Source organism: Leifsonia sp. ZF2019 (genome assembly GCF_019924635.1).
Classification (GTDB): Bacteria; Actinomycetota; Actinomycetes; order Actinomycetales; family Microbacteriaceae; genus Leifsonia.
In genome coordinates this window covers 299,530-319,829 of sequence record NZ_CP065037.1, presented here as the reverse complement: position 1 = coordinate 319,829, position 20,300 = coordinate 299,530, and the positions used below count along the sequence as shown (strand labels likewise).

Genomic DNA, 20,300 nt, shown 5'->3' with positions numbered 1-20,300 from the left:
GCTGACACCCACTGACTGCTAGCGATATCAGGGGTTCCCCGAATCGCTTTAATCCCCTAGTGTTATCGATGCCATACAGGCGGACCTTCCCAACGATGCAGCTAGGTGGACCTTGTGAGCCCTCATCCCCCGCGCGGCCTCCGCGCCCTTCCCGCCGTTCTCCCCGCGACCCTCGCGGCCATCGCGCTGGCCGCCGCCGGCGCCCTGGCGCCGATCGCCACGGCTCCGGCAGCAGCAGCGGACGCTCCGCAGCCGGCCGGCACGGCCATCGCGCAGACCCAGTACGCGCTCGTCGGCGCGGACTCCGAGTCTGCGCCCTACCCTGCGCCTCCCGCACTCGACGGAACGGCGCTGGCGGCTTTCGACGGCGACCCGAACACGCAATGGGCGAGCGCCTACAACGGCGGGTCGCCCGATCCGCTCCCGCACTGGATCACCCTCGACGTCGGCGGATCCTTCCCGCTGACGGGCATCCAGTACCAGGTCAAGAACCAGTCCAACGGCCCGGTGGCCGACGTGTCCGTCTACGTGACCGACAGTGCGGCCGTGGCGAAGGACCCGGAGGCGGACTGGGGCACGCCCGCCGCCACCGGACGGTTCCGCCAGCCGACCTCGGCGACGGATGTGCAGAACCTCGTGTTCTCGCAGGCGGTCACCGGACGCTACCTCAAGTTCGTCGCCACGAGCACCATCAACGGCAGCCCCAACGTGTCGGTCGGGGAGCTGCGCGTCTTCGCCACCGGCGACACCACACCGCCACCGGTCACGCCCGATCCACCGGCCGACGCCGCGACCCCGGTCGCGATCGGCAACGGCGCCGGGCTGACCGTTCAGGTCGCCGAGGAGTTCCCGCAGGTGATCTCCTACGACCTCGACGGACGGACCCTCGGCGGTCAGGCGCAGAAGCTCGACGGTTTCAGCGTGAACGGCACCGTGCACACCGCCACGACCACCATGAGCGCGACCTCCGACACGGCGACGTACGTCTCGACCTTCGCGGACCTCCCGGAGCTCACCATCACGACGACGATCACGGCGACGGCGAAGGGGACCGTGGAGTTCGCGGTGACGAAGCTGGAGGGCGCGGCCGCGATGTCCGTCGACCAGCTCGCCATCCCCGAGCTCTCCCTGGTGTCGGTCGACTCGTCCGACCCGGCGGCGGCTCTCGCCCGCACACTGATCTCCACGGACTCCACCACCACCGCCGACCGCTTCCTCGCCGTCACGGGCGCCACCCCGGTCGACGCGCGGAGCGTCGGAACTCCCTACGGCTTCGTCAGCGGCTCGCAGCTCGCGGGCGGCATCCTGACCAACGCGACGGAGGACGCCGCGCAAGACTCCGATACGAACTGGAACACCCGCCTGCAGTCGCAGATCGTCGACGCGGGCAACGGGGCACGGCGAGCGCAGCTCTCGGTCGGCAACTGGACGTACGCGCCTGCGGGCGCGACCGATCCCCGCGTGGCCGTCTACGCGCTGCCCCGCGCGACGGTCGTGCTGGCCGCCGACGCGAACGGCGACGGTCGCGTCGACTGGCAGGATGCCGCGATCGCCTACCGAGACGCCGAGACCCGGCCGCTGGGCGCCGACCGCGTGCCCGAGCGCGTCGTGCAGCACATCCCGTTCAACTTCGCGAGCCAGGCCACCAACCCGTTCCTGAAGACGCTCGACAACGTCAAGCGCATCTCCATGACCACCGACGATCTCGGTCAGTGGGTGCTCGACAAGGGGTACGCCAACGAAGGCCACGACTCCGGGCATCCCGACTACGGCGGCGACTACAACACGCGCGCGGGCGGCCTGGACGACTTCAACACGCTGGTGGACGAGGGCAAGGCGTACAACGCCGACGTCGCCGTGCACGTCAACGCGACCGAGGCGTACCCGCAGGCGAAGACCTTCACGGACCGGATGGTGCAGGGTCAGGTGAACGGCTGGGACTGGCTCAACCAGAGCTACCACATCGACCAGCGCTACGACCTCGGCTCCGGGGCGATCGTCGACCGCTTCGCCCAGCTCAAGCACGAGGTGCCGAACCTCGCCGGCGTGTACATCGACGCGTACTACTCGAGCGGATGGCTGGCCGACGGCCTCGCGGCGCAGTTGCGCGACCTCGACCTGCAGGTCGCCACCGAGTGGGCCTACAAGTTCGAGGGCACCTCGATCTGGTCGCACTGGGCCAACGACAAGAACTACGGCGGCGCCACGAACAAGGGCATCAACTCCAACATCGTCCGCTTCATCGCCAACACGGACCGCGACGTGTGGAACGTCGACCCGCTGCTCGGCGGCGCGGACGTGAAGGAGTTCGAGGGCTGGACCGGGCAGAACGACTGGAACACGTTCTACCGCAACATCTGGAGCGCCAACCTGCCGACCAAGTTCCTGCAGCACTTCCCGGTGCAGGCGTGGGACTTCGGCCGGAGCGCCACGCTCGCCGACGGCGTCACCGTCTCGATGGTGGACGGCGAGCGGCAGATCGCGATGGGCGGCGCCACCGTCGCGACGGGAGGCACCTACCTGCTGCCGTGGGGGGAGCCGGATGCCGACGGCGTCTCCTCGCCCGCCCACGCCGACAAGATGTACTACTTCAACCCGAACGGAGGCGCGGCGACGTTCACGCTCACCCCGCAGTTCGCCGGGACGACCGACTTCACGCTCTACGCGCTGACCGATCAGGGTCGGGTGAAGGTCTCCGATGTGCGGGCGGACGGCGGCACGGTCACGCTGACCGGAGCGAAGGGCACGCCCTACGTGCTCGCTCCGGCCGGCGGCGCCGCTCCCCACGCCGCGGCGGACTACGGCGCGGGCAGCGGACTGGTCGACCCCGGCTTCAACGCGGGCGACCTGAGCGCGTGGCACCCGACGGGTGGGGCAGCGCTCGCGACCTCCGCGAACGGCGACAACGTCGCGACGCTCGGCTCCGACCGGTCGTCGCTCTCGCAGACGGTCACCGGCCTCCAGGCGGGCGAGCGCTACACGTTCAGCGCGAACGTCGAGATCGCGGAGGGCGAGCGGCGGGCGACGACCGTCTCGGTGGACGCCGGAACCGTCTCGGCCAACACGTTCGACTCCACCCCGGCCGCCAACTCGATGGCCTCCGACGCGAAGCAGGGCACGTACTCGCAGCGCGCCTCCGTCTCGTTCACCGCACCCGCGAGCGGCACGGTGACGGTGGCGCTGGGCGCCGTGGCGGGCGACGCCGTCGTCACGCTCGACGACGCCCGCCTCATGCGCGACACCTCCACACCGTCGCCGGCATCCGGAGGCGTGATCGCGGCGGACGACTTCGAGGGCAACCAGCCCGGCTGGGGGCCGTTCGTCAAGGGCGACGCGGGCGGGACGACCGACCCGCGCACATCGATCAGCGAGCGGCACGCGCCGTACAGCCAGAAGGAGTGGAAGAACACGCACTCGCCGTACAACTCGGGGGCGCTGAACGGCCTGTCCGTCGACGACGTGCTCACCGGTGAGCACTCCCTCAAGGCGCACGAGGAGAACACGGGTCTCGTGTACCGCACCGTGCCCGCCACCGTCCCGTTCGTCGCCGGCCACACGTACCGGGTGTCGTTCGACTACCAGACGAACCTCGAGGGCCAGTGGGCCTGGGTCACCGGAGCCGACACACTCGCGAAGGGATCCGTCTCGTCCGCCGACGTGAACCGGGACGCCCTCGCTCCCGCGCTCGACACGACGCACTACGCGAAGGAGATCGTCGCGGGCTGCGGCGACACCTGGGTCGGCCTCCGCAAGCTCTCCGGAGCGAACGGTGCGGACTTCGTGCTGGACGACTTCCGGGTCGAGGATCTCGGCGAAGAGGCCGGAGGCGCGTCCTGCGGCTCGGTGACGGCACCCGCGAGCACCGACCTCAGCCCCGGCGTGGCCGGCACGTTCGTGACGACGTTCACCAACAACGAGCTCACCGCGGCGACCAACGTCGGAGTCCAGCTCACCGATCTCCCGGACGGATGGACGGCCGAGGTGGCGAAGAAGAAGGGCAACCTGTTCGACCGCGTCGCCCCGGGGGCGAGCGTCACGACGACCTGGCTCGTCACTCCGCCGGCATCGGCGGGAGGCACGACGGCGATGCTCGGGATCGAGGCGACCTACGCAAACGACTGCGTGACCAAATCGGTCGCCGCGCAGGCGAAGGCCGTGGTCTCCGAGCGGCCCATGCTGTCGCCCAGCTCGATGACGGCGACCGCCGACTCCGAGAACCTGTCGTCCGGAGCGGGAGAGGGCCCGGTCGGGAACGTGCTCGACGGCGACCCGGACACGATCTGGCACACCGACTACACGAACAGTGCGGCGCCCTACCCGCACTGGGTCACGCTCACGCTCGCGGGCCCGTCGACGGTGGACGGCTTCGGTTACCTCGGCCGGTCGTCCGGCGGCCAGAACGGACGTGTGAAGGGCTACGAGGTCGCGGTGTCGGACGACGGCTCGACGTGGACGACCGTCGCTTCGGGCGCGCTGGTCGACTCCCCGTCGATGCAGGTGATCCCGTTCGCCCCGACCACGGCGTCGTTCGTGCGGTTCACGGCGCTGAGCGCGCTGAACGGGCAGCCCTTCGCCGCTGCGGCGGAGATGCGGGTCTACGGCGCCGCAGCGGACGCGCCGACCGGGTATGCGTCCGGCGCGCGCCCGGACGACGAGCCGTGCGCCTCCGGCACCCCCGCGATCGCCGCCCCCGCGGCGGTCACGGCCGGGCACGATCTGACCGTGGGTCTGAGCGGGTTCTCCGCCGCGGTCCGGGCGACGGTCGTGCTGCACTCCGACCCGCTGACGCTCGGCCAGGTGACGACCGATGCGGACGGCGCGGCGAGCGTCACCGCGACCGTGCCCGCGGACTTCGCGACCGGGCCGCACACCATCCAGGTCGTCGTCGACGGCGCGGTGGTCGCGGAACGCGCGATCGTGGTGACTGCGGCGGAGATCCCCGGAGCCGGCGGCGGGAGCGGGGGCGGCGCGGTCGTCCCGCCCGGGCTCGACGGCCCGCTCGCCTCGACGGGCTCCGGCGCGCTCGGGGCCGCCCTGCTCGCCCTGCTCGCCGCAGGAGGCATCGCCACGGGAGCCGCCCTGCGCCTTCGCGCCCGTCGCCGCCGCGCCTGAGCCCCGGAACATTTGGACCGAATGTCGTGAAAGCGCACCGGCTTTCGCGACATTCGGTCCAAATCGGCGGCGTCTCGATTGCGCGGGTAGGCTGGGCCAGACCAACGACACGGGGAGGGTTCGTGCCCGAGGACAACGGAATCGCGATGTCGCTGCGCGGGCTGCGCAAGCACTTCGGCCAGAAAGTCGCCGTCGACGGCATCGACCTCGACGTGCCCACCGGCAGCTTCTACGGCCTGGTCGGCCCGAACGGCGCGGGCAAGACCACCACGCTCAGCATGGCGACCGGCCTGCTGCGCCCCGACGCCGGCCAGGTGCTCATCCACGGCGTCGACATGTGGGCCGACCCGCTCGCGGCGAAGGCGCTCGTCGGCGTGCTCTCGGACGGCGTGCGACTCTTCGACCGCCTGACCGGCGAGCAGCTCGTCGAGTACGCCGGGCTGCTCGGCGGGATGGACCGCCCTACGGCCGCCCAGCGCACGGCCGACCTGCTCCGCCTGCTCGACCTGGAGTCCGCGGGCGGCACCCTGGTCGTGGACTACTCGGCCGGCATGACCAAGAAGATCGCGCTCGCCGCCGCGATGGTGCACGCGCCCAAAGTGCTCGTGCTCGACGAGCCGTTCGAATCGGTCGACCCGGTGTCGGCCGCGAACATCCGCGACATCCTCGGCGGGTACGTGCGCGGGGGCGGCACGGTGATCGTGTCGTCGCACGTGATGGATCTGGTCGAGCGGATGTGCGACCACGTCGCGGTCATCACCGCCGGCCGCGTCGTCGCCGCCGGGACGGTGGAGGAGGTCCGCGCGGGCTCGACGCTCGAGGACCGTTTCGTCGAGCTGGTCGGCGGCCGCCGCGTCGGGGAGGGGCCGGAGTGGTTGCAGCACTCGTAAGGCTCCGCCTCCTCTATCTGAGGAACTCCTTCCGCCGCAGCACCGGGCAGCTCGTCGCCGTCATCCTCGGCGCCGTCTACGGCGTCTTCGCGCTCGTGGTGGTGCTCGGCGCCCTCATCGGGCTCTCCTTCGCGCCGCGGGAGGTCGCGACCACCGCTCTCGTGCTCGCCGGCTCGGCCGCCGTGCTCGGCTGGGCCGTCCTCCCGCTGCTCATGTCGGGGGTCGAGCAGACGCTCGACCCGGCGCGCCTCGCGGTCTACCCCATCCCGTTGCGGACGATGATGATCGGGATGCTGCTGAGCGGCGCCGTGGGCGTCGCCGGTGCGGCGACGACTCTCGCCGCCCTCGGCACGGCGCTCCCCTGGTGGCGTGCGCCGGGCGTCGCGCTCGCCGCCCTCGTGACCGGCGTGCTCGGGGCCGCCACCTGCATCGTCGTCTCCCGCGCAACGACCTCCGTCGCCAGCGGTCTCGCCTCCGGGCGCCGCTTCCGCGAGGCGAGCGGCCTGCTGGTGCTCATCCCGCTCATCCTGGCCGGACCGATCATCATCGGCGTGACACGCGGGCTTCGATCGTCGGCGGATGCGCTGCCCGCCGTCGCGGACGGCCTGTCGTGGTCGCCGCTCGGCGCCGTGTGGGCCGTGCCGGGCGCGCTCGCAGCGGGCGACGCGCTCGGTGCGCTCGCGCGCCTCCTGATCGCGCTCGCGACGTTCGCCGTGCTCTGGCTGGTCTGGCGCTGGGGTCTCGGCCGCTCGCTGGTGACCCCGACCCGCGCCTCCTCCCGGGTTCGCGCGCCGGGCAAGCCGGGCCTGTTCGGCATCCTGCCCGCGACACCCGCCGGCGCGATCGCGGCACGATGCCTGACCTACTGGTTCCGGGATCCGCGCTATCTGCGCCAGCTGATCGTGATCCCGCTGATCCCGGCGTTGATGTGGTTCTACGCCAGCCTCAACCACTCGAACAGCTTCCTGATCGCGTCCGGCCCGATCATCGCCTTCGCGCTCGGCGTGGGCATGCTCGCGGACGTGTCGTACGACTCCACCGCCTTCGCCCTGCACCTCTCCAAGGCGGTGCCGGGGCGCGCCGACCGCTGGGGACGGGCCGGGGCGATGCTCGCCTTCGGCGTCCCTGCGGTCGCGATCGTCACGATCGGCACGGCCGCCGCGGAGGGCGAGCTGGCGATCGCCCCGGCCCTGCTCGGCCTCTCGCTCGGCATCCTCCTGACCGGAGCCGGCGTCTGCTCGGTGACGTCGGCTCGCCTGGTGTTCCCGGTCCCCAACCCGGGCGACAACCCGTTCAAGTCTCGGCCCGGCGCCGGCTTCGCCCTCATGGGTCCCACTTTCGCGTCCTGGGGCGTGCTCGCGGTGCTCTGCCTGCCGGAGATCGCCCTGCTGATCGTCGCCGTCGTCACCCGCGATGCGCTGTGGGCCTGGGCAGGCCTCGTCGTCGGCGTCGCACTGGGCGGCGTGCTGCTCACCGTCGGCGCGCGCGTCGGCGGACGCGTGCTGGACGCGCGCGGCCCGGAGCTGCTGCTGCAGCTGCGGAAGGACGCGTAGGGCCGACCCGGCCCTGGCCGACCCGGCCCTAGGCCGACACAGGGGTCGCGAAACGCCGCTTCGAGCGCCTCAGAGCGGCGATACGCGACCCCGCTGTCACAGCGGCGAGCCGTCCGCCTCCCGTGTCGCACCGGGCCACAGGTACGGCAGGTCATCCGGCACGTCCGGGAACAGCGGCCGGTAGAACTCCGGATCCTTCCGCACCAGGTTCGACCGATGGCTGCGGTGGAACGCGTCGTCGCCGATCCACGGCGGCAGCTCGAGGGCATCCTGCGGGAGCTCCGCGACCTCCGGCGCGAACGCGAGCACCTGCGGCCGCACGGTGTCCGCGTGACCCTGCTCGATCCACGCGTCTGCCGACTCCAGCGCGTACTTCGTCAACGCGGGCAGGTACCCGCGCCACATCATCGCCACCGGATGGTTGCGCCATCCGTACCCGGGCACGGTGATCGCCCGCAGCACCTGCAGCGCCTCCACGCGCTGCTTCCCCATCCTGGCGCGGTCCAGGAGGCGGACGCTGTCGGCGAAGGACGGGTACGGGAGGAATGTCTGCACGGCAGTCAGAGTACGCGCGGGCGACCACGTCGCGGCACCGTCGACGCCGGACTCAGCCTTTGACGCTCCCCGAGCTCAGGCCGGTCTGCCAGAACCGCTGCAAGAAGAGGAACGCGACGATCAGCGGGGTGATCGACAGGAGCGAGCCGGTGATCACCGTCGTGAACAGCACCTGACCTCCGCCGCCCGCAGTGGCCGACGCCTGCCAGGAGGCGAGGCCCACCGTGACGGGGAAGAGCTCGGGACTGTTCAGCATGATCAACGGCAGGAAGTAGTTGTTCCACGTCGAGACGAGGGTGAAGAGCAGAACCGTGACGATGCCCGGCGCGAGGAGACGGGACGCGATCGAGAAGAAGATGCGGAACTCCCCGGCACCGTCGATGCGCGCGGCCTCCAGCAGACTGTCGTCGACGGCATCCGCCGCGTAGACGCGCATCAGGTAGACGCCGAACGGGCTGACGAGCGAGGGCAGCACGATCGCCCAGGGCGTGTCCGTCAGGTTCCACGCGCTGAAGAGCAGGAAGGTGGGGATCGCCAAGGCGGTCAACGGCACCATCACGGCGCCGAGGATCACGCTGAAGACGGCCGTGGCGCCGCGGAAGCGGTACTTTGCGAGAGCATAGCCGCACGCGGTCGCAAGCGCCGCAGCGCCCACCGCGGACCCCACCGAGTACAGCACCGTGTTGATCAACCACTGCGAGAACGCCCCGCCCTGCTGTGTGAACACCTGCCCGATGTTCGAGAAGAGATCGAAGCTGCTCCCGAAGGCGAGGCCGAACGTCGAGAACAGATCGCTGTTCGACTTCGTCGACGCGATGAAGAGCCAGACGAGCGGGATCAGGAAGTAGGCGAGCGACACCCACACGATGACCGTGAGGACGGTGCTGCGCCGCTTGTCGCGCTCGACGACGCGCCGCTTGCGCGCCGACGCCGCGACGATCGGGCGGTGGGAGCGGCGGCCCGGCGCCGGGGCGACCCGTTCAGTCGTCGCGCTCATGACAGCTTCTCCTTGCGGTTGGCGACGAGCTGGACCACATACGACACGACCATGACGATGAGACCGAGCACGAAGGCGATGGCTGCTGCGTAGTTGACGTCCTGGTTCTTGAACGCCACGTTGTACGCGTACAGGTTGGGGGTGAAGTCCGTCCCGATGGAGTTCGGGGCGATGCTGTAGAGGAGGTTCGGCTCGTTGAAGAGCTGGAAGGACCCGATGATCGAGAAGATGACCGTCAGGAGGATCGCGTTGCGGATCGCGGGGATCTTGATGCTCCAGGCGATGCGCCTCTGGCTGGCGCCGTCGACCTCCGCCGCGTCGTACAGCTCGGTCGGCACCGACCGGAGCGCGGCGTACATGACGATCATGTTGTAGCCGATGAACTCCCAGCAGACGATGTTCATCGTGGCGCCGAGGATGTTCGTGGACGACAGGAGGTTCGGCGGCGGGAGCAGCAGCGCCTTGGCGATCTGGGTGATCAACCCGAAGTCCGGCCCGTACAGGTACCCCCACATGAGAGTGGCGACGACTCCGGGCACCGCGTACGGCACGAAGATCGCGAGCCGGGCGAACTTCGAGCCGCGCAGGCGGCCGCTGTCGAGGGCGAGCGCGAAGGCCAGCGCGAGACCGAGCATGATCGGCACCTGGATCACGAGGAAGAGGGCGACGCGCCCCAGCCCGGCCCAGAAGCTCGGGTCTGTGAAGACGCGACCATAGTTCGCCAGCCCCGCGAAGGACTGCCCGTCGACCAGGGACGACTGGAAGCTGCTCTCGTAGAGCGAGTACAGCAGGGGAACGATGAACATCGCTGCGAAGATGAGGAGGAAGGGCGTGGTCAGCGTCCACGCGGCGACGGTCTGCGAGCGCGTCAGCGCGCGAGGATCTCGCCGGCGGGCCTCCGCCTCGGGGCGCCTGGGTCGGTTGAGGGCGACACTCATGGTGGTTCTCCGTATTCCGCCGGGGGCCGGCCGCGCGGCCGGCCCCCGGCTCGAGTTCACTTGACGGTGAAGCCCTGCTGCTTCGCGTAGGCGGTCACATCGTCGTCCCACTTCTTGAGCGCGGACACCATGTCACCGTGGTTGGTGATCGCGTCGCCCACGGTGCTCGTGTAACTGGAGTACACGTAGTCCATGAACGGCAGCCATTCGAAGTCGGTCGCGACGGTGTCGGAGACGCCGGCGAAGAGCTTGTTGACCTGCTGACCGCCGTAGAAGTCCGACTTCGTGTCGACGAAGTCCGACGAGGCGAGCGTCGAGGTCGTCACCGGGAACAGGAACTGCTTGTTGGCGAACATCAGCGTCGACTCCTGGTCGGTGTTGATGAACTTGGCCAGCTCGTAGGCGGCGATCTTCTTGGTGGAGGTGGCGAGCACCGCGCTGGTGGAGCCGCCCCAGTTGCCCGAGACGTTCTCGCCGGCCGACCACTGCGGGATGTCCGCCGCGCGCCACTTGCCGGAGGTGTCCTTGGCCGTCCCCTGCAGGAACACCGGCCCCCAGGCCGCGGTCTGCCACGAGGCGTACTTGCCCTGGGCGAGTCCCTGGTACCAGTTGTCGGCGAAGTCGGGGTCGGTCGCGACGAGGTCCTTCTGCACGAGGTCCTGCCAGAACGACACGACCTTCTGGGTCTGAGCGCTGTCGATGTCGATGCTGACCGTCTTCTTGCCGTCGTAGCCGAACGGCTTGGCGCCCGCCTGCCAGAACAGGCCGACCATCTGGCCGGGGTCGTTGCCCGGCAGATCGGCGATGTAGGAGCCGGTTGCCGACTTGATCTTGGCGGCGGCGTCGGCGAACTCGGCCCAGGTCTTCGGCGACTCCGTCACACCGGCGGCACGGTAGATGTCGTCCCGGTAGAGGTTGCCGAGCGGGCCGGAGTCCTGCGGCACCGCCCAGACGCCCTGCCCGTCGTCGACCTGCTTCCAGACCCAGGGCACGAACTGCTTCTGCAGATCCTTGCCGCCGTAAGGGGTGAGGTCCGCCAGGGACTTCGTCTGCCGGAAGGAGGAGATGTACTGGTACTCGATCTGGGCGACGTCCGGCGCCCCCTTGCCGGCCTTCAGTGCGCTGCGCAGCTTCGGGTACTGCTGCGTTCCGCCCGTGGTGTTGACGAGTTTGACGGTGATCTTCGGGTACTTCTTCTCGAAGAGGTCGATCTCGTCCTGCAGGTTGGGCAGCCACGACCACATGGTGATGGTGGTCGGGGTGTCGAGGGCCTTGTCGATCTCGGACTGGCTGACCTTCTCCTGCGACGACTCCGTCGAGGAGGAGGAGGAGCTGCACCCGGTGAGTGCGATGGCGCTGATCACTGCGATCGAGCCCAGCGCGAGTGCTGTGCGTCTTGCGATTCTCATCAGTGTTCTTTCTCTCGGTGGTGGCTCACGCGTCGGAGCCGCTGACCTCGAAGACCACGACGGATCGTGGCGCGAGGAGATAGGGGGTGCCGGCGGCGAGGCGCTCGCCGGTCTCGATCACGAGCGCGTCGCGCGGGGGGACGATCTCGTGCGAAGCCGCGGACCAGTTGTGTGCGAACACGACCCGTCGGTCGGCGCTCCGGCCGCTGGCGACGGTGACGGGGAGGGACGCCTTCCAGTCGTTCGCCGTGGTGCGCGGGACGAGCCAGCGGGAGAGGGAGCGGGAGAGCTCGCGGTTGGGGACCGTCGCGACGTAGGTGATACGGCCGGCTCCGGCGGCGGCGGTGCTGACCGCCACCCGGGCGCCCAGCTCGTTGTCCCGGTAGGTCACGATCGGCTCCGCTCCGTCGAGTTGCAGGATGTCGGTCCAGGCCGTGCCGGCGGCACCGGCTTCGAGCGGGATCGTCCCCTCCACCGCGAGAGGAGACGCCAGGTTGGAGTATTCGTCGTACCAGACGCCCGCCGCCTCGGCCAGGCGCTCCGGAGCGACGCCGCGCCGCGCCCGTGCCAGGTCGTCCCCATAGCCCGTGCGGATGCCCAGAACCAGGTGCCCGCCCGCTTCTGCGTAGGCACGCAGGGCGTCGAGTGTCGCGTCGGGCGTGACGTACTCCGCTGCGGCGACGAGCACGGGGAACCGCTGTGCGAGCGTCGCCGGATCCTCTGCCAGGAACTGACGGGTGTGCTGCACGCGCACCTGTGCGCCGGCCTCGTTCAGCCCGCGGTAGAAAGCGTCGACGATCCGCAGATAGCTGTTGGTGTCGGGCGTGCCGTCGGCGTTCGCGAGCGGCGGGTAGAACTCCCACGACCATTTGGTGTCGGTCGAGTAGAGCATCAGCACATCGGCGTCGGGACGGTAGTCGTCGAGTGCGGGGCCCAGTGCGCCCAGAGTCGAGCCGAGCTCGGCGACCTCGCGGTAGATGCGGCCGGGTCGCTGGCTGTGCGGCACCACCCCGCCCCAGTAGGTCTCGACGCCGAAGTGGAGGGTGTGCCAGTGCCAGTACTCCACCATCCGGGCGCCGCGGGCGACGAGGGCGAGTGCCGCCTGCTTGATCTGGCCCGGGAACGGAGGCTGGTTCTGCCACGGTCCGCCGATCGACTGCGCGTTCGTCTCGGTGACGAGGAATCGCTCCTGCGCGGAGGAGAATGCGCGGTCCCCCCACTGGTACAGCGCCCACGGCCCGGTGTGCCACCACTCCGCTTGCCGTGGAAGGTCGACGTCGGCGGAGAGTCCGTCCTGCATCAGGTAGTAGGGGTTGCCCGCGGTGATGTCGAGCGATTCGACGAGCTGATCGTCGGAGATCTGGGGGCGTGAGTACGAGATGCAGGTCGTGACGAACTGGTCGTCGCGGGCGTACTCGCGCACGATCTCGGCCTGCCAGCGGATCAGCTCGGTGGCCTGCTCGCCTTGGAACCGCCGCCACTCCACCTGGTACTGCGGCATCAGATTGCCTTCGGGTGTCCAGAGCTCCGACCATTCGGCGATGCGGTGGGACCAGTAGACCAGACCCCACTCCTCGTTGAGCCGCTCGACGGTTCCGTAGCGGGTCCGGAGCCACTCGACGAACGCCGCGAAGGTCGTGCGGTTGTGCGGGAGGTTGTTGCCCGGTTCGTTGTCGACCTGATAGCCGATCACGGCCGGGTGGTCGGCGTAGCGCTGCACGACCGCGCGGACGATCCGCTCGGCGTACCAGCGGTACACCGGCTGCGACTGGTCCATCTCCTGCCGCGCGCCCCAGCCAATGGCGCGCCCGTCCGCGTTGATCGCGGCGATCTCGGGGTGCAGCGTCTGCAGCCACGGCGGGATGGCGTAGGTCGGCGTGCCGAGGACGACCGCGATCCCGCGCGCGTGCGCACCGTCGAGCACCGGCTGCAGCCAGTCGAGGTCGAACTCGCCGTTGCGGGGCTCCCACGTCGACCAGACCGACTCGCCGACGCGGATCACCGTGAAGCCGGCATCGACCATCAGGTCGAGATCGCGCTCGAGGCTGCCCGGCTGCTGGTACTCGGCGTAGTAGGCGGCCCCGAAGAGCACTCCGGGGAATGTGGGGTTCTGCGTCATCGTCGACCTTCGCTCGAGTCCTGCGTCGTTGCGGATGTTGTCGACAACATGTTGTCGACAACATTGGGCTGTGGATGAGAGTACCTGGCACCAGGCTCGCGCGCAAGACATCGCCGGCGAGAGCGACGCCGCGCGGGGGATCTCAGTCGGCGATGGCGCGCGTGGACTGCCGGACGATCAGGCGAGGAGCGTCATACTCCGGCACGTCGGAGCCGGTCCGATCCTCGATGCGCGCGATGAGACGGGCCATGCGGTGCGCGCCTTCGCCCTCGAAGTCGAGGCGCACCGTCGTCAGAGCGGGCACGAGGAACCGAGACTCCGGGGAGTCGTCCATCCCGACAACGCTCACGTGGCCCGGCACATCGATGCCCCGCTCATGGAGGCCCGCGATGAGTCCCACCGCCATGCTGTCGTTCGAGACGGCGATCGCGGTGATCCCCTGTTCACCGACCGGGCACTCCTGCGCAGCGGCCCAGCCGGACTCGGCCGACCAATCCCCCTCGCCCATCCACCGGACATCGAGACCGGCGGCCGCCGCCTCCGCCAGGAATCCGTCACGGCGCGCGGCACTCGCGATCCACACCGCCGGGCCGGACAGGAACCCGACCCGCCGGTGCCCGAGCTCGGCGAGATGCGCGGCGGCGAGATGGCCGGGAAGGCCGATGTTCACGCTGCCCGGGCCCGACTCCTGCCCATCCAGCGCGATGGGGACGCTCAGGGCCCGGGCCTCGATGGCCTCCCGCACCACGTGCGTCTGAGCGGTGCCGAACACGCCGGCGATCTGATGCTCGAGCACGAGATCGAGCGCTTCGTCGACCGAGGCCGCGTCCCCGCCGTCCATCGAGGCGATGTCGAGCACATAGCCGCGCTCGCGGGCCGCCGACGTGGCGCCGGCGATGAGGCGTCCGGGCCCGGACAGATCCATCCGGTGCGCGAGGAGGCCGATCCGATTCGTCTGCTGGGAACGGAGGAACCGGGCGGCACTGTTGGGCCGGTAGTCCAGCTCGGCCAATGCCTTCCGCACCCGTTCGCGCGTGGCCGGCCGGATCCCCTCGAATCCGTTGAGATAGCGCGTGACCGTCTGGTGCGAGACGCCTGCCGCCTTCGCCACGTCGTAGATCGTCGCCCGCTTCACGCCGAAAGCCTCTCACATCCGGACCCGGCTCGGGCCGCGCTCGCACGCTTCGGGCGAGCTCGATCGACACGCCCGCGCCGCCCGACCACGGCAGGCCCTCTCAGCCCCTCAGCTCCCGGTTCGCCTGCCGCTGCCACTCGACATCCGCCCAGAACGGGTGGTGCGGAGCCGCGTTGGAGCAGAGCACCGCGCCCCATGCGCCGGCCTCCACGGCGGCGCGGAGTCCGACTTCGGCGAGATCCTTGCCGACGGGGCCCTCCTCGAATCCGGCTCGGAGCGGGGTGTAGCCGACCCAGCCTTCCCCGATGACGAGCGGGACGTCGCGCCGACGGCACCACGCCGCGACGGCGGTGACGCGGGACCGGATCTCGCGTCGCATCTCCTCGCGGTGCGCACCGTAGTTGTCGTAGAGCCAGAGATCCCATCGGGTGGCGTCGATGTTGTCGTAGCCGTAGAGCATCTGGTCGGTGATCACCGTGGCCTCCAGCCGCCACGCCTCCGGCCGGCCGTAGTCCTCCCACCGCGGAGCATCCGCTCGGAGGAGCCGCCGCAGGGCGGGGTTGGGGAATCCTTCCGAGCCTGTCTCCCGGAGGTCGATCTCGCGCTGGAGAGCGTCGAGCACACCGTACGCGTAGACATGGAACTGTCCGACCTGCAGGCTCTCCGGCACGGCCGCCATGTCCAGGTGCGGGGGCATGCCGTAGCTCACCGTCACCAGGTGGCCGGGTGCCGCGGTCCGGAAGACGGCGATGGCGTCGTCGATCGCCGCACTGTCCGCCGGGACGCGCGAGAAGTCGACTTCGTTGTGGAGCTCGACGAAGGCGATGCGCTCACCGTGGCCGCGTTCCTCGAGGAATCGCACCAGCGCGGCGGACGCGCGCGCGAGCGCGTCCAGCCTGCGCTGCACCGGGATCGCGTCGATCGCCCGCCACCACGCGTCCGTCGCGGCGAATGACGGCGACTGCTGGTACTCCCAGGTCGAGAGGATGACCACGCAGCCGTGCCTCGCCGCCGCCTCGAACAGCTCGACCAGTCGATCCAGCAGCGGGACGGCGTACCCGCCCGGCACGTCGTACCAGCGGGTCCCCTCGCCATAGATCCCCCCGGCGGGCGTCGCGCCGAGACCGGAGATGCCGAGGTCTGCGGGAAGATCGACCGGCCCGAACAGGTAGAGGGGCGCCGCACAGATCCGGACCGCGTTGTAGCCGCGCTCGACCGCCTCCGCGAAGGCGGTGTCGAGATCGGCATAGGGTTCGCCGCTGCCGGCCCTGGTGTACCAGGAGAAGTCCCAGAGCGTGATCGCGAGCCGGGCGGGCAGGTGGGCGGGGAGCTTCCCCATCGTCGTCATCCTTTCGTCGCGCCCGCCGTGAGACCGGCCCGCCAGAACCGCTGCAGGGAGACCATGACCGCGACCAGGATCACCGCGGAGAACGCCGACCCGGTGACCACGAGCTGGTAGAAGGCGGGATCCCGCTGTGTCTGCGAATTCCACAGCGTGAGCCCCAGAGTGACCGGGAAGGTGTTCGTGTCGCTCAGCATCACCAGAGGCAGGAGGTAGTTGTTCCAGATGCCGACGAACTGGAACAGGAAGATCGTGACGAGCGCCGGCCCCATCATCCTGGTCGCGATGGTCGCGAAGATGCGCAGATCTCCGGCCCCGTCCAACCGGGCGGCCTCGATGATCTCATCCGGTACGGACGCGGTGGCGTAGATGCGCGCCAGATACACGCCGAACGGGCTCACCATGCCGGGCAGCAGCACGCTCCAGTAGGTCCCGGTCAAGCCCACCGAGTTGAGGAGGAAGTACAGCGGCAGCGCGATGACCGTCGCCGGCACGAGCACGCCGCCGAGCACGAGCGCGAACAGGAACTCCTTGCCACGGAAGCTGTACTTCGCGATGGCGTACCCCGCACCCGCCGACATGACCATCGCGACGAAGGCGCCGACACCCGCATACAGGATGCTGTTGAGCAGCCAGATGCCGTACGAGCCCGCGTCCTGGGTGAACAGCCGCTGGATGTTCTCGAGCAGCTGCGGGTGCGACGAGAACCACAGCCCGGGCGTCCCGAACAGGTCGCCGGCGCTCTTGGTCGAGGAGATCAGGACCCAGACGACAGGGATCAGGAAGTAGATCGCCGCGATCACGAGAACGGCCGTGACGGGGATCTTCGACCAGGCGAACGGCGTCCGTCGCGGTTCGAGCGAGCCCGCCCTCCCGGTCTCGTGCCGACTCGGGGCGGTGAGGGTCACCATGCGCGGTTGCCTTTCCGGTTGACCGCTCGCAGGAAGCCGAACGAGAAGACGAAGGCGATGAGTGCCACGATGACGGCCATCGCTGCGGCGAGGTTCGGGTTGGCCTGCGAGAAGGACTGGTTGTACGCCGCGAGGTTCGGCGTGAAGTCGGAGTTGATGGCCGCCGTGAGCGGTTTCAGCACCAGTGGTTCGACGAACAGCTGGAGTGTGCCGATGATCGTGAAGACCGTGATCAGGATGATGGTGGGGCGCAGGAGCGGGAGCTTGATGTGCCGGATGATCGCCCACTCGCCCGCGCCGTCGAGGCGGGCCGCCTCGTAGAGGTCGCCGGAGACCGACTGCAGGGAGGCGATCACGATCAGCATGTTGTAGCCGGCGAAGTTCCACAGAGCGATGTTGGCGATCGCGAACAGGATGTTCCCGCTCGACAGCGGCGCCACCTCGATCCCGAGACTCCCGAGGCCCTGGAGGATCGGGCTCGTCGCCGGGATGTAGAGGAACCCCCAGAGCAGCGAGGCGATCACCCCGGGCACGCCGTAGGGCATGAAGTAGAAGACGCGGAAGGCGCGGGGGAAGAGCGCGCGGCCGGAGTCCAGCAGAAGCGCGAGCGCGAGCGAGCACACGAGCATCAGCGGCACCTCGATCGCGGCGAAGAGGAGCACGCGGCCGATGCTCGACACGAAACTCGGCGTCGAGAGCGCCTGGACGTAGTTCTGGAGGAAGACGAAGACCTCCTGAGGCGGTCCGTAGCCGAGACCGCTCGTCTTCGTGACGAACATGCTCTGGATCACCGCGAAGACGATCGGCGCCACGAAGAAGAGCACGAAGAACGCGACGAACGGGCCGACCAGGACCAGCAGGACCGGGGTGTTCCGGCTGCGGCGCTTCGCGCGGGGCGTGCTGACTGACATAGTGCGTACTTTCCCATCGAGAGGGGAGCGGTGGACGACGGCCCGCCGCTCCCCTCGCCCGGTCACGGGGAGACCGAGATCCCCTTGTCCTTCATGGCGGCGACCATGTCCTTCTGCGTCTGGGCGTACGCATCGGCGATGGGCGTCTTGTTCTGGACGGCTGCCTTCATGTTGTCGGTCAGCTTGGTGTAGAGCGTGTCGACCAGCGGCGGCCACTTCCACGAGGTGTCGACGCCCTTGTCCGCGGTGGCGAAGGTCTCCCAGATGTTCTGTCCGCCGAAGAAGGCGAAGGTCTTCGGGTCGTCCTGGAGAGAAGCGACGGCGGACTTGTCCGCGAGCGCGGGCCATCCGGCGCCGATGCTGTTGAGCGTGCTGACGCTCGACGGGTCGCTGTTCAGCCAGAGCGCGAACTCGGCCGCCTCCTTGGGATGCTTCGAGCCCTTCAGCACCGCGTTGGCCGATCCGCCGCCCCAGCTGGCGGAGACGTGGTCGCCCGCCGTCCACTGCGGCATCTCGGCCACGGCCCACTTACCGGACGTGTCGGGAGCGTTTCCCTCGATGATCGCGCCGGCCCACGAGCCGCTCATCCAGCTGTAGATGTTGCCCTGCTGGAGATCCGCGTACCACTCGTTCGAGAGGTCCGGCGCGATCTTGACCAGCCCCTCGTCGATGAGCTTCTGCCAGAAGGCGGCGACCTTCTGCGTCGCCTCGTCGTCGATGTTCACCTTCCAGCTGTCGCCGGAGGTCGAGAACCACTGCGCTCCGCCCTGCTGCGCGAGGCCGATCAGCCACGGCGCCTGGTTGGAGGCGAACGCCGCGATGTAGTGGTTCGGGTCGGCGGCGTGGATGGCCTTCGCGGCCTGGTAGTACTCGTCCCAGGTCGCCGGAGCCTTCAGCCCGGCGGCGTCGAACAGGTCCTTGCGGTAGAACTGTCCCATCGGACCGGACGCCTGGGGCACGGCGTAGACCTTGCCGTCGAACACGCCGGTGTCCCACTGCCACTCGGTGAACTTGTCCTTGCTGCTTCCGACGTATTGCGTGATGTCCTCGAGCGCGTCGTTCAGCCGGAACGTCGCCAGCTCGTCGTAGCCGACCTGGGCGACGTCGGCCGGATTGCCCGCCTTCACGGCCGACAGCATCTTCGCGTAGCCGCCGTCGGGGCCGGCGGTGATCGTCTCCAGCTTGACCTTGATGTCCTTGTGGGCGGAGTTGAACGCGTCGACGGCGGTGCTGATGTTGGGCACCCACGACTGGAAGGTGATGGTGACCGGTCCGTCGGACGAACCGGAGGTGCTCGACGAGCAGGCCGCCAACGGCACCGCGGCGGCGGCGACCGCGACCACGGCGAGCGCTCGCCCCCATCGCGACCGGGCTGTGGACCAGGACATGTGATGCTCCTTTGCATTGGATCGGGTCTTCCCAGCTCACGCCGGGTCTGATAGAAGCTAACCCGCCACAGGGCGGTGGCGACATGCAGCGCTCGAGCGTTCACATGGACGATTCGACTCAGCGACGGGAATACAGCACTGGCCGGTTCGTGCGATCATATCCGGATGAAGCGCATCGAGGGTTTCGCCAACCAGCGCATGCACGTCGTCCCGCGGCCCCAGGTTCGGGAGGCGCTCGGCCGCCCGGTCACGCGACGGCTGCTCGTGACGGACGCGGGGATGTTCCCCGAGGCCAGGAACCACGAACGCGTGCGTCCGGAGGGCACCCCCGAGACCATCGTCCTGATCTGCACCGCGGGCTCCGGCTGGGTGGAGACGGCCGCCTCCCGCGCGGGTGTCGGCGCCGGCACCGCTGTCATCATCCCGGGCGGCACCCCGCACCGGTACGCCTCCTCTGAGCGCTCGCCCTGGACCATCTGGTGGTGTCACGTGGCGGGCACGGACGTCCCCGAGCTCGTGGCGGAGACCGGGGCGACGGCCGATCGGCCGACCATCGCGCTGAAGGAGTCCGAGAAGCCCGTCGCCCTCATCGACGAGATCATCACGGCGATGGAGCGCGACATCTCCCCCATCCGTCTCCTCGGCGCGGCCGGAAACGCGTGGAAGCTGCTCACCCAGATCGCGGTCGATCGCACGCTTCCCGAACGAGGCGATCCGCTCGAGCGCGCCATGACGTACATCCAAGAACGGCTCGATGGCGCGATCAAGGTGCCGGACCTCGCCGCGATGCTCGGGATCTCGGCCTCGCACTTGAGCGCGCTGTTCCGCTCGGCCACGGGCGGGGGCGTGCTCGCGTACCACACAGGACTCAGGATGGCGCGCGCCCGCACCCTCCTGGACGCCACCGCGCTCCCGGTGTCGACGATCGCGACCTCGCTCGGGTTCCACGACCCCCTCTACTTCTCGCGGCAGTTCCGCAAGGTGCACGGACTGAGCCCGTCGCAGTACCGCGAACAGCACAAGGGCTGAACCGCTCGAGG

The 20,300-nt window shown here is 69.5% G+C and carries 14 protein-coding genes; 4 read left to right on the top strand and 10 right to left on the bottom strand.

The window, feature by feature from the left end; genetic code table 11:
* Positions 1-114 precede the first annotated feature (114 nt).
* From IT072_RS01535 to IT072_RS01525, 3 genes are all read left to right on the top strand, one after another.
* Entirely contained in the window at positions 115-5,112 is a 4,998-nt protein-coding gene (locus IT072_RS01535; protein WP_223359040.1) for an endo-alpha-N-acetylgalactosaminidase family protein, read from the top strand.
* A gap of 146 nt (positions 5,113-5,258) precedes the next feature.
* Positions 5,259-6,002, top strand: a complete 744-nt coding sequence (locus IT072_RS01530) for an ABC transporter ATP-binding protein (protein ID WP_223360884.1) — start codon at positions 5,259-5,261, stop codon at positions 6,000-6,002.
* Entirely contained in the window at positions 5,984-7,555 is a 1,572-nt protein-coding gene (locus tag IT072_RS01525) for a transporter (protein ID WP_223359039.1), read from the top strand. Before IT072_RS01530 ends, IT072_RS01525 begins: the two co-directional genes overlap by 19 nt.
* Positions 7,556-7,651: 96 nt before the next feature.
* On the opposite strand, the gene IT072_RS01520 is transcribed toward IT072_RS01525, so the two are convergent.
* The 10 genes from IT072_RS01520 to IT072_RS01475 all read right to left on the bottom strand — a co-directional run bounded on the left by IT072_RS01520 (position 7,652) and on the right by IT072_RS01475 (position 19,260).
* Positions 7,652-8,110 (bottom strand): MSMEG_6728 family protein, encoded by a 459-nt coding sequence (locus IT072_RS01520; RefSeq protein ID WP_223359038.1) that lies wholly within the window; start codon positions 8,108-8,110, stop codon positions 7,652-7,654.
* Positions 8,111-8,162: 52 nt separating this feature from the next.
* Complete coding sequence (locus IT072_RS01515) at positions 8,163-9,107, bottom strand: carbohydrate ABC transporter permease (RefSeq protein WP_223359037.1); 945 nt, start codon at positions 9,105-9,107, stop codon at positions 8,163-8,165.
* Positions 9,104-10,045, bottom strand: coding sequence for a carbohydrate ABC transporter permease (locus IT072_RS01510; RefSeq protein ID WP_223359036.1), 942 nt, complete (start codon positions 10,043-10,045; stop codon positions 9,104-9,106). Before IT072_RS01510 ends, IT072_RS01515 begins: the two co-directional genes overlap by 4 nt.
* 56 nt (positions 10,046-10,101) lie before the next feature.
* Entirely contained in the window at positions 10,102-11,454 is a 1,353-nt protein-coding gene (locus IT072_RS01505; RefSeq protein ID WP_223359035.1) for an ABC transporter substrate-binding protein, read from the bottom strand.
* Positions 11,455-11,479: 25 nt separating this feature from the next.
* Positions 11,480-13,573 (bottom strand): beta-galactosidase, encoded by a 2,094-nt coding sequence (locus tag IT072_RS01500; RefSeq protein WP_223359034.1) that lies wholly within the window; start codon positions 13,571-13,573, stop codon positions 11,480-11,482.
* 142 nt (positions 13,574-13,715) lie between these two features.
* Complete coding sequence (locus tag IT072_RS01495) at positions 13,716-14,708, bottom strand: LacI family DNA-binding transcriptional regulator (RefSeq protein WP_223359033.1); 993 nt, start codon at positions 14,706-14,708, stop codon at positions 13,716-13,718.
* 100 nt (positions 14,709-14,808) lie between these two features.
* Complete coding sequence (locus IT072_RS01490) at positions 14,809-16,047, bottom strand: cellulase-like family protein (protein ID WP_223359032.1); 1,239 nt, start codon at positions 16,045-16,047, stop codon at positions 14,809-14,811.
* Between the two features lie 5 nt (positions 16,048-16,052).
* Positions 16,053-16,961 carry a carbohydrate ABC transporter permease gene (locus IT072_RS01485; protein WP_223359031.1) on the bottom strand — a complete coding sequence of 303 codons (909 nt, stop codon included), beginning with the start codon at positions 16,959-16,961 and terminating at the stop codon, positions 16,053-16,055.
* Entirely contained in the window at positions 16,955-17,872 is a 918-nt protein-coding gene (locus IT072_RS01480) for a carbohydrate ABC transporter permease (RefSeq protein ID WP_223359030.1), read from the bottom strand. The genes IT072_RS01485 and IT072_RS01480 overlap by 7 nt, the downstream gene beginning before the upstream one ends.
* Positions 17,873-17,934: 62 nt before the next feature.
* Positions 17,935-19,260, bottom strand: a complete 1,326-nt coding sequence (locus tag IT072_RS01475) for an ABC transporter substrate-binding protein (RefSeq protein WP_223359029.1) — start codon at positions 19,258-19,260, stop codon at positions 17,935-17,937.
* A gap of 165 nt (positions 19,261-19,425) precedes the next feature.
* On the opposite strand from IT072_RS01475, the gene IT072_RS01470 reads away from it, so the two are divergent.
* The gene (locus IT072_RS01470; protein WP_223359028.1) at positions 19,426-20,289 is read left to right on the top strand and encodes an AraC family transcriptional regulator; all 864 of its coding nucleotides are present in this window, start codon (positions 19,426-19,428) and stop codon (positions 20,287-20,289) included.
* The last annotated feature ends 11 nt before the right edge of the window (positions 20,290-20,300 follow it).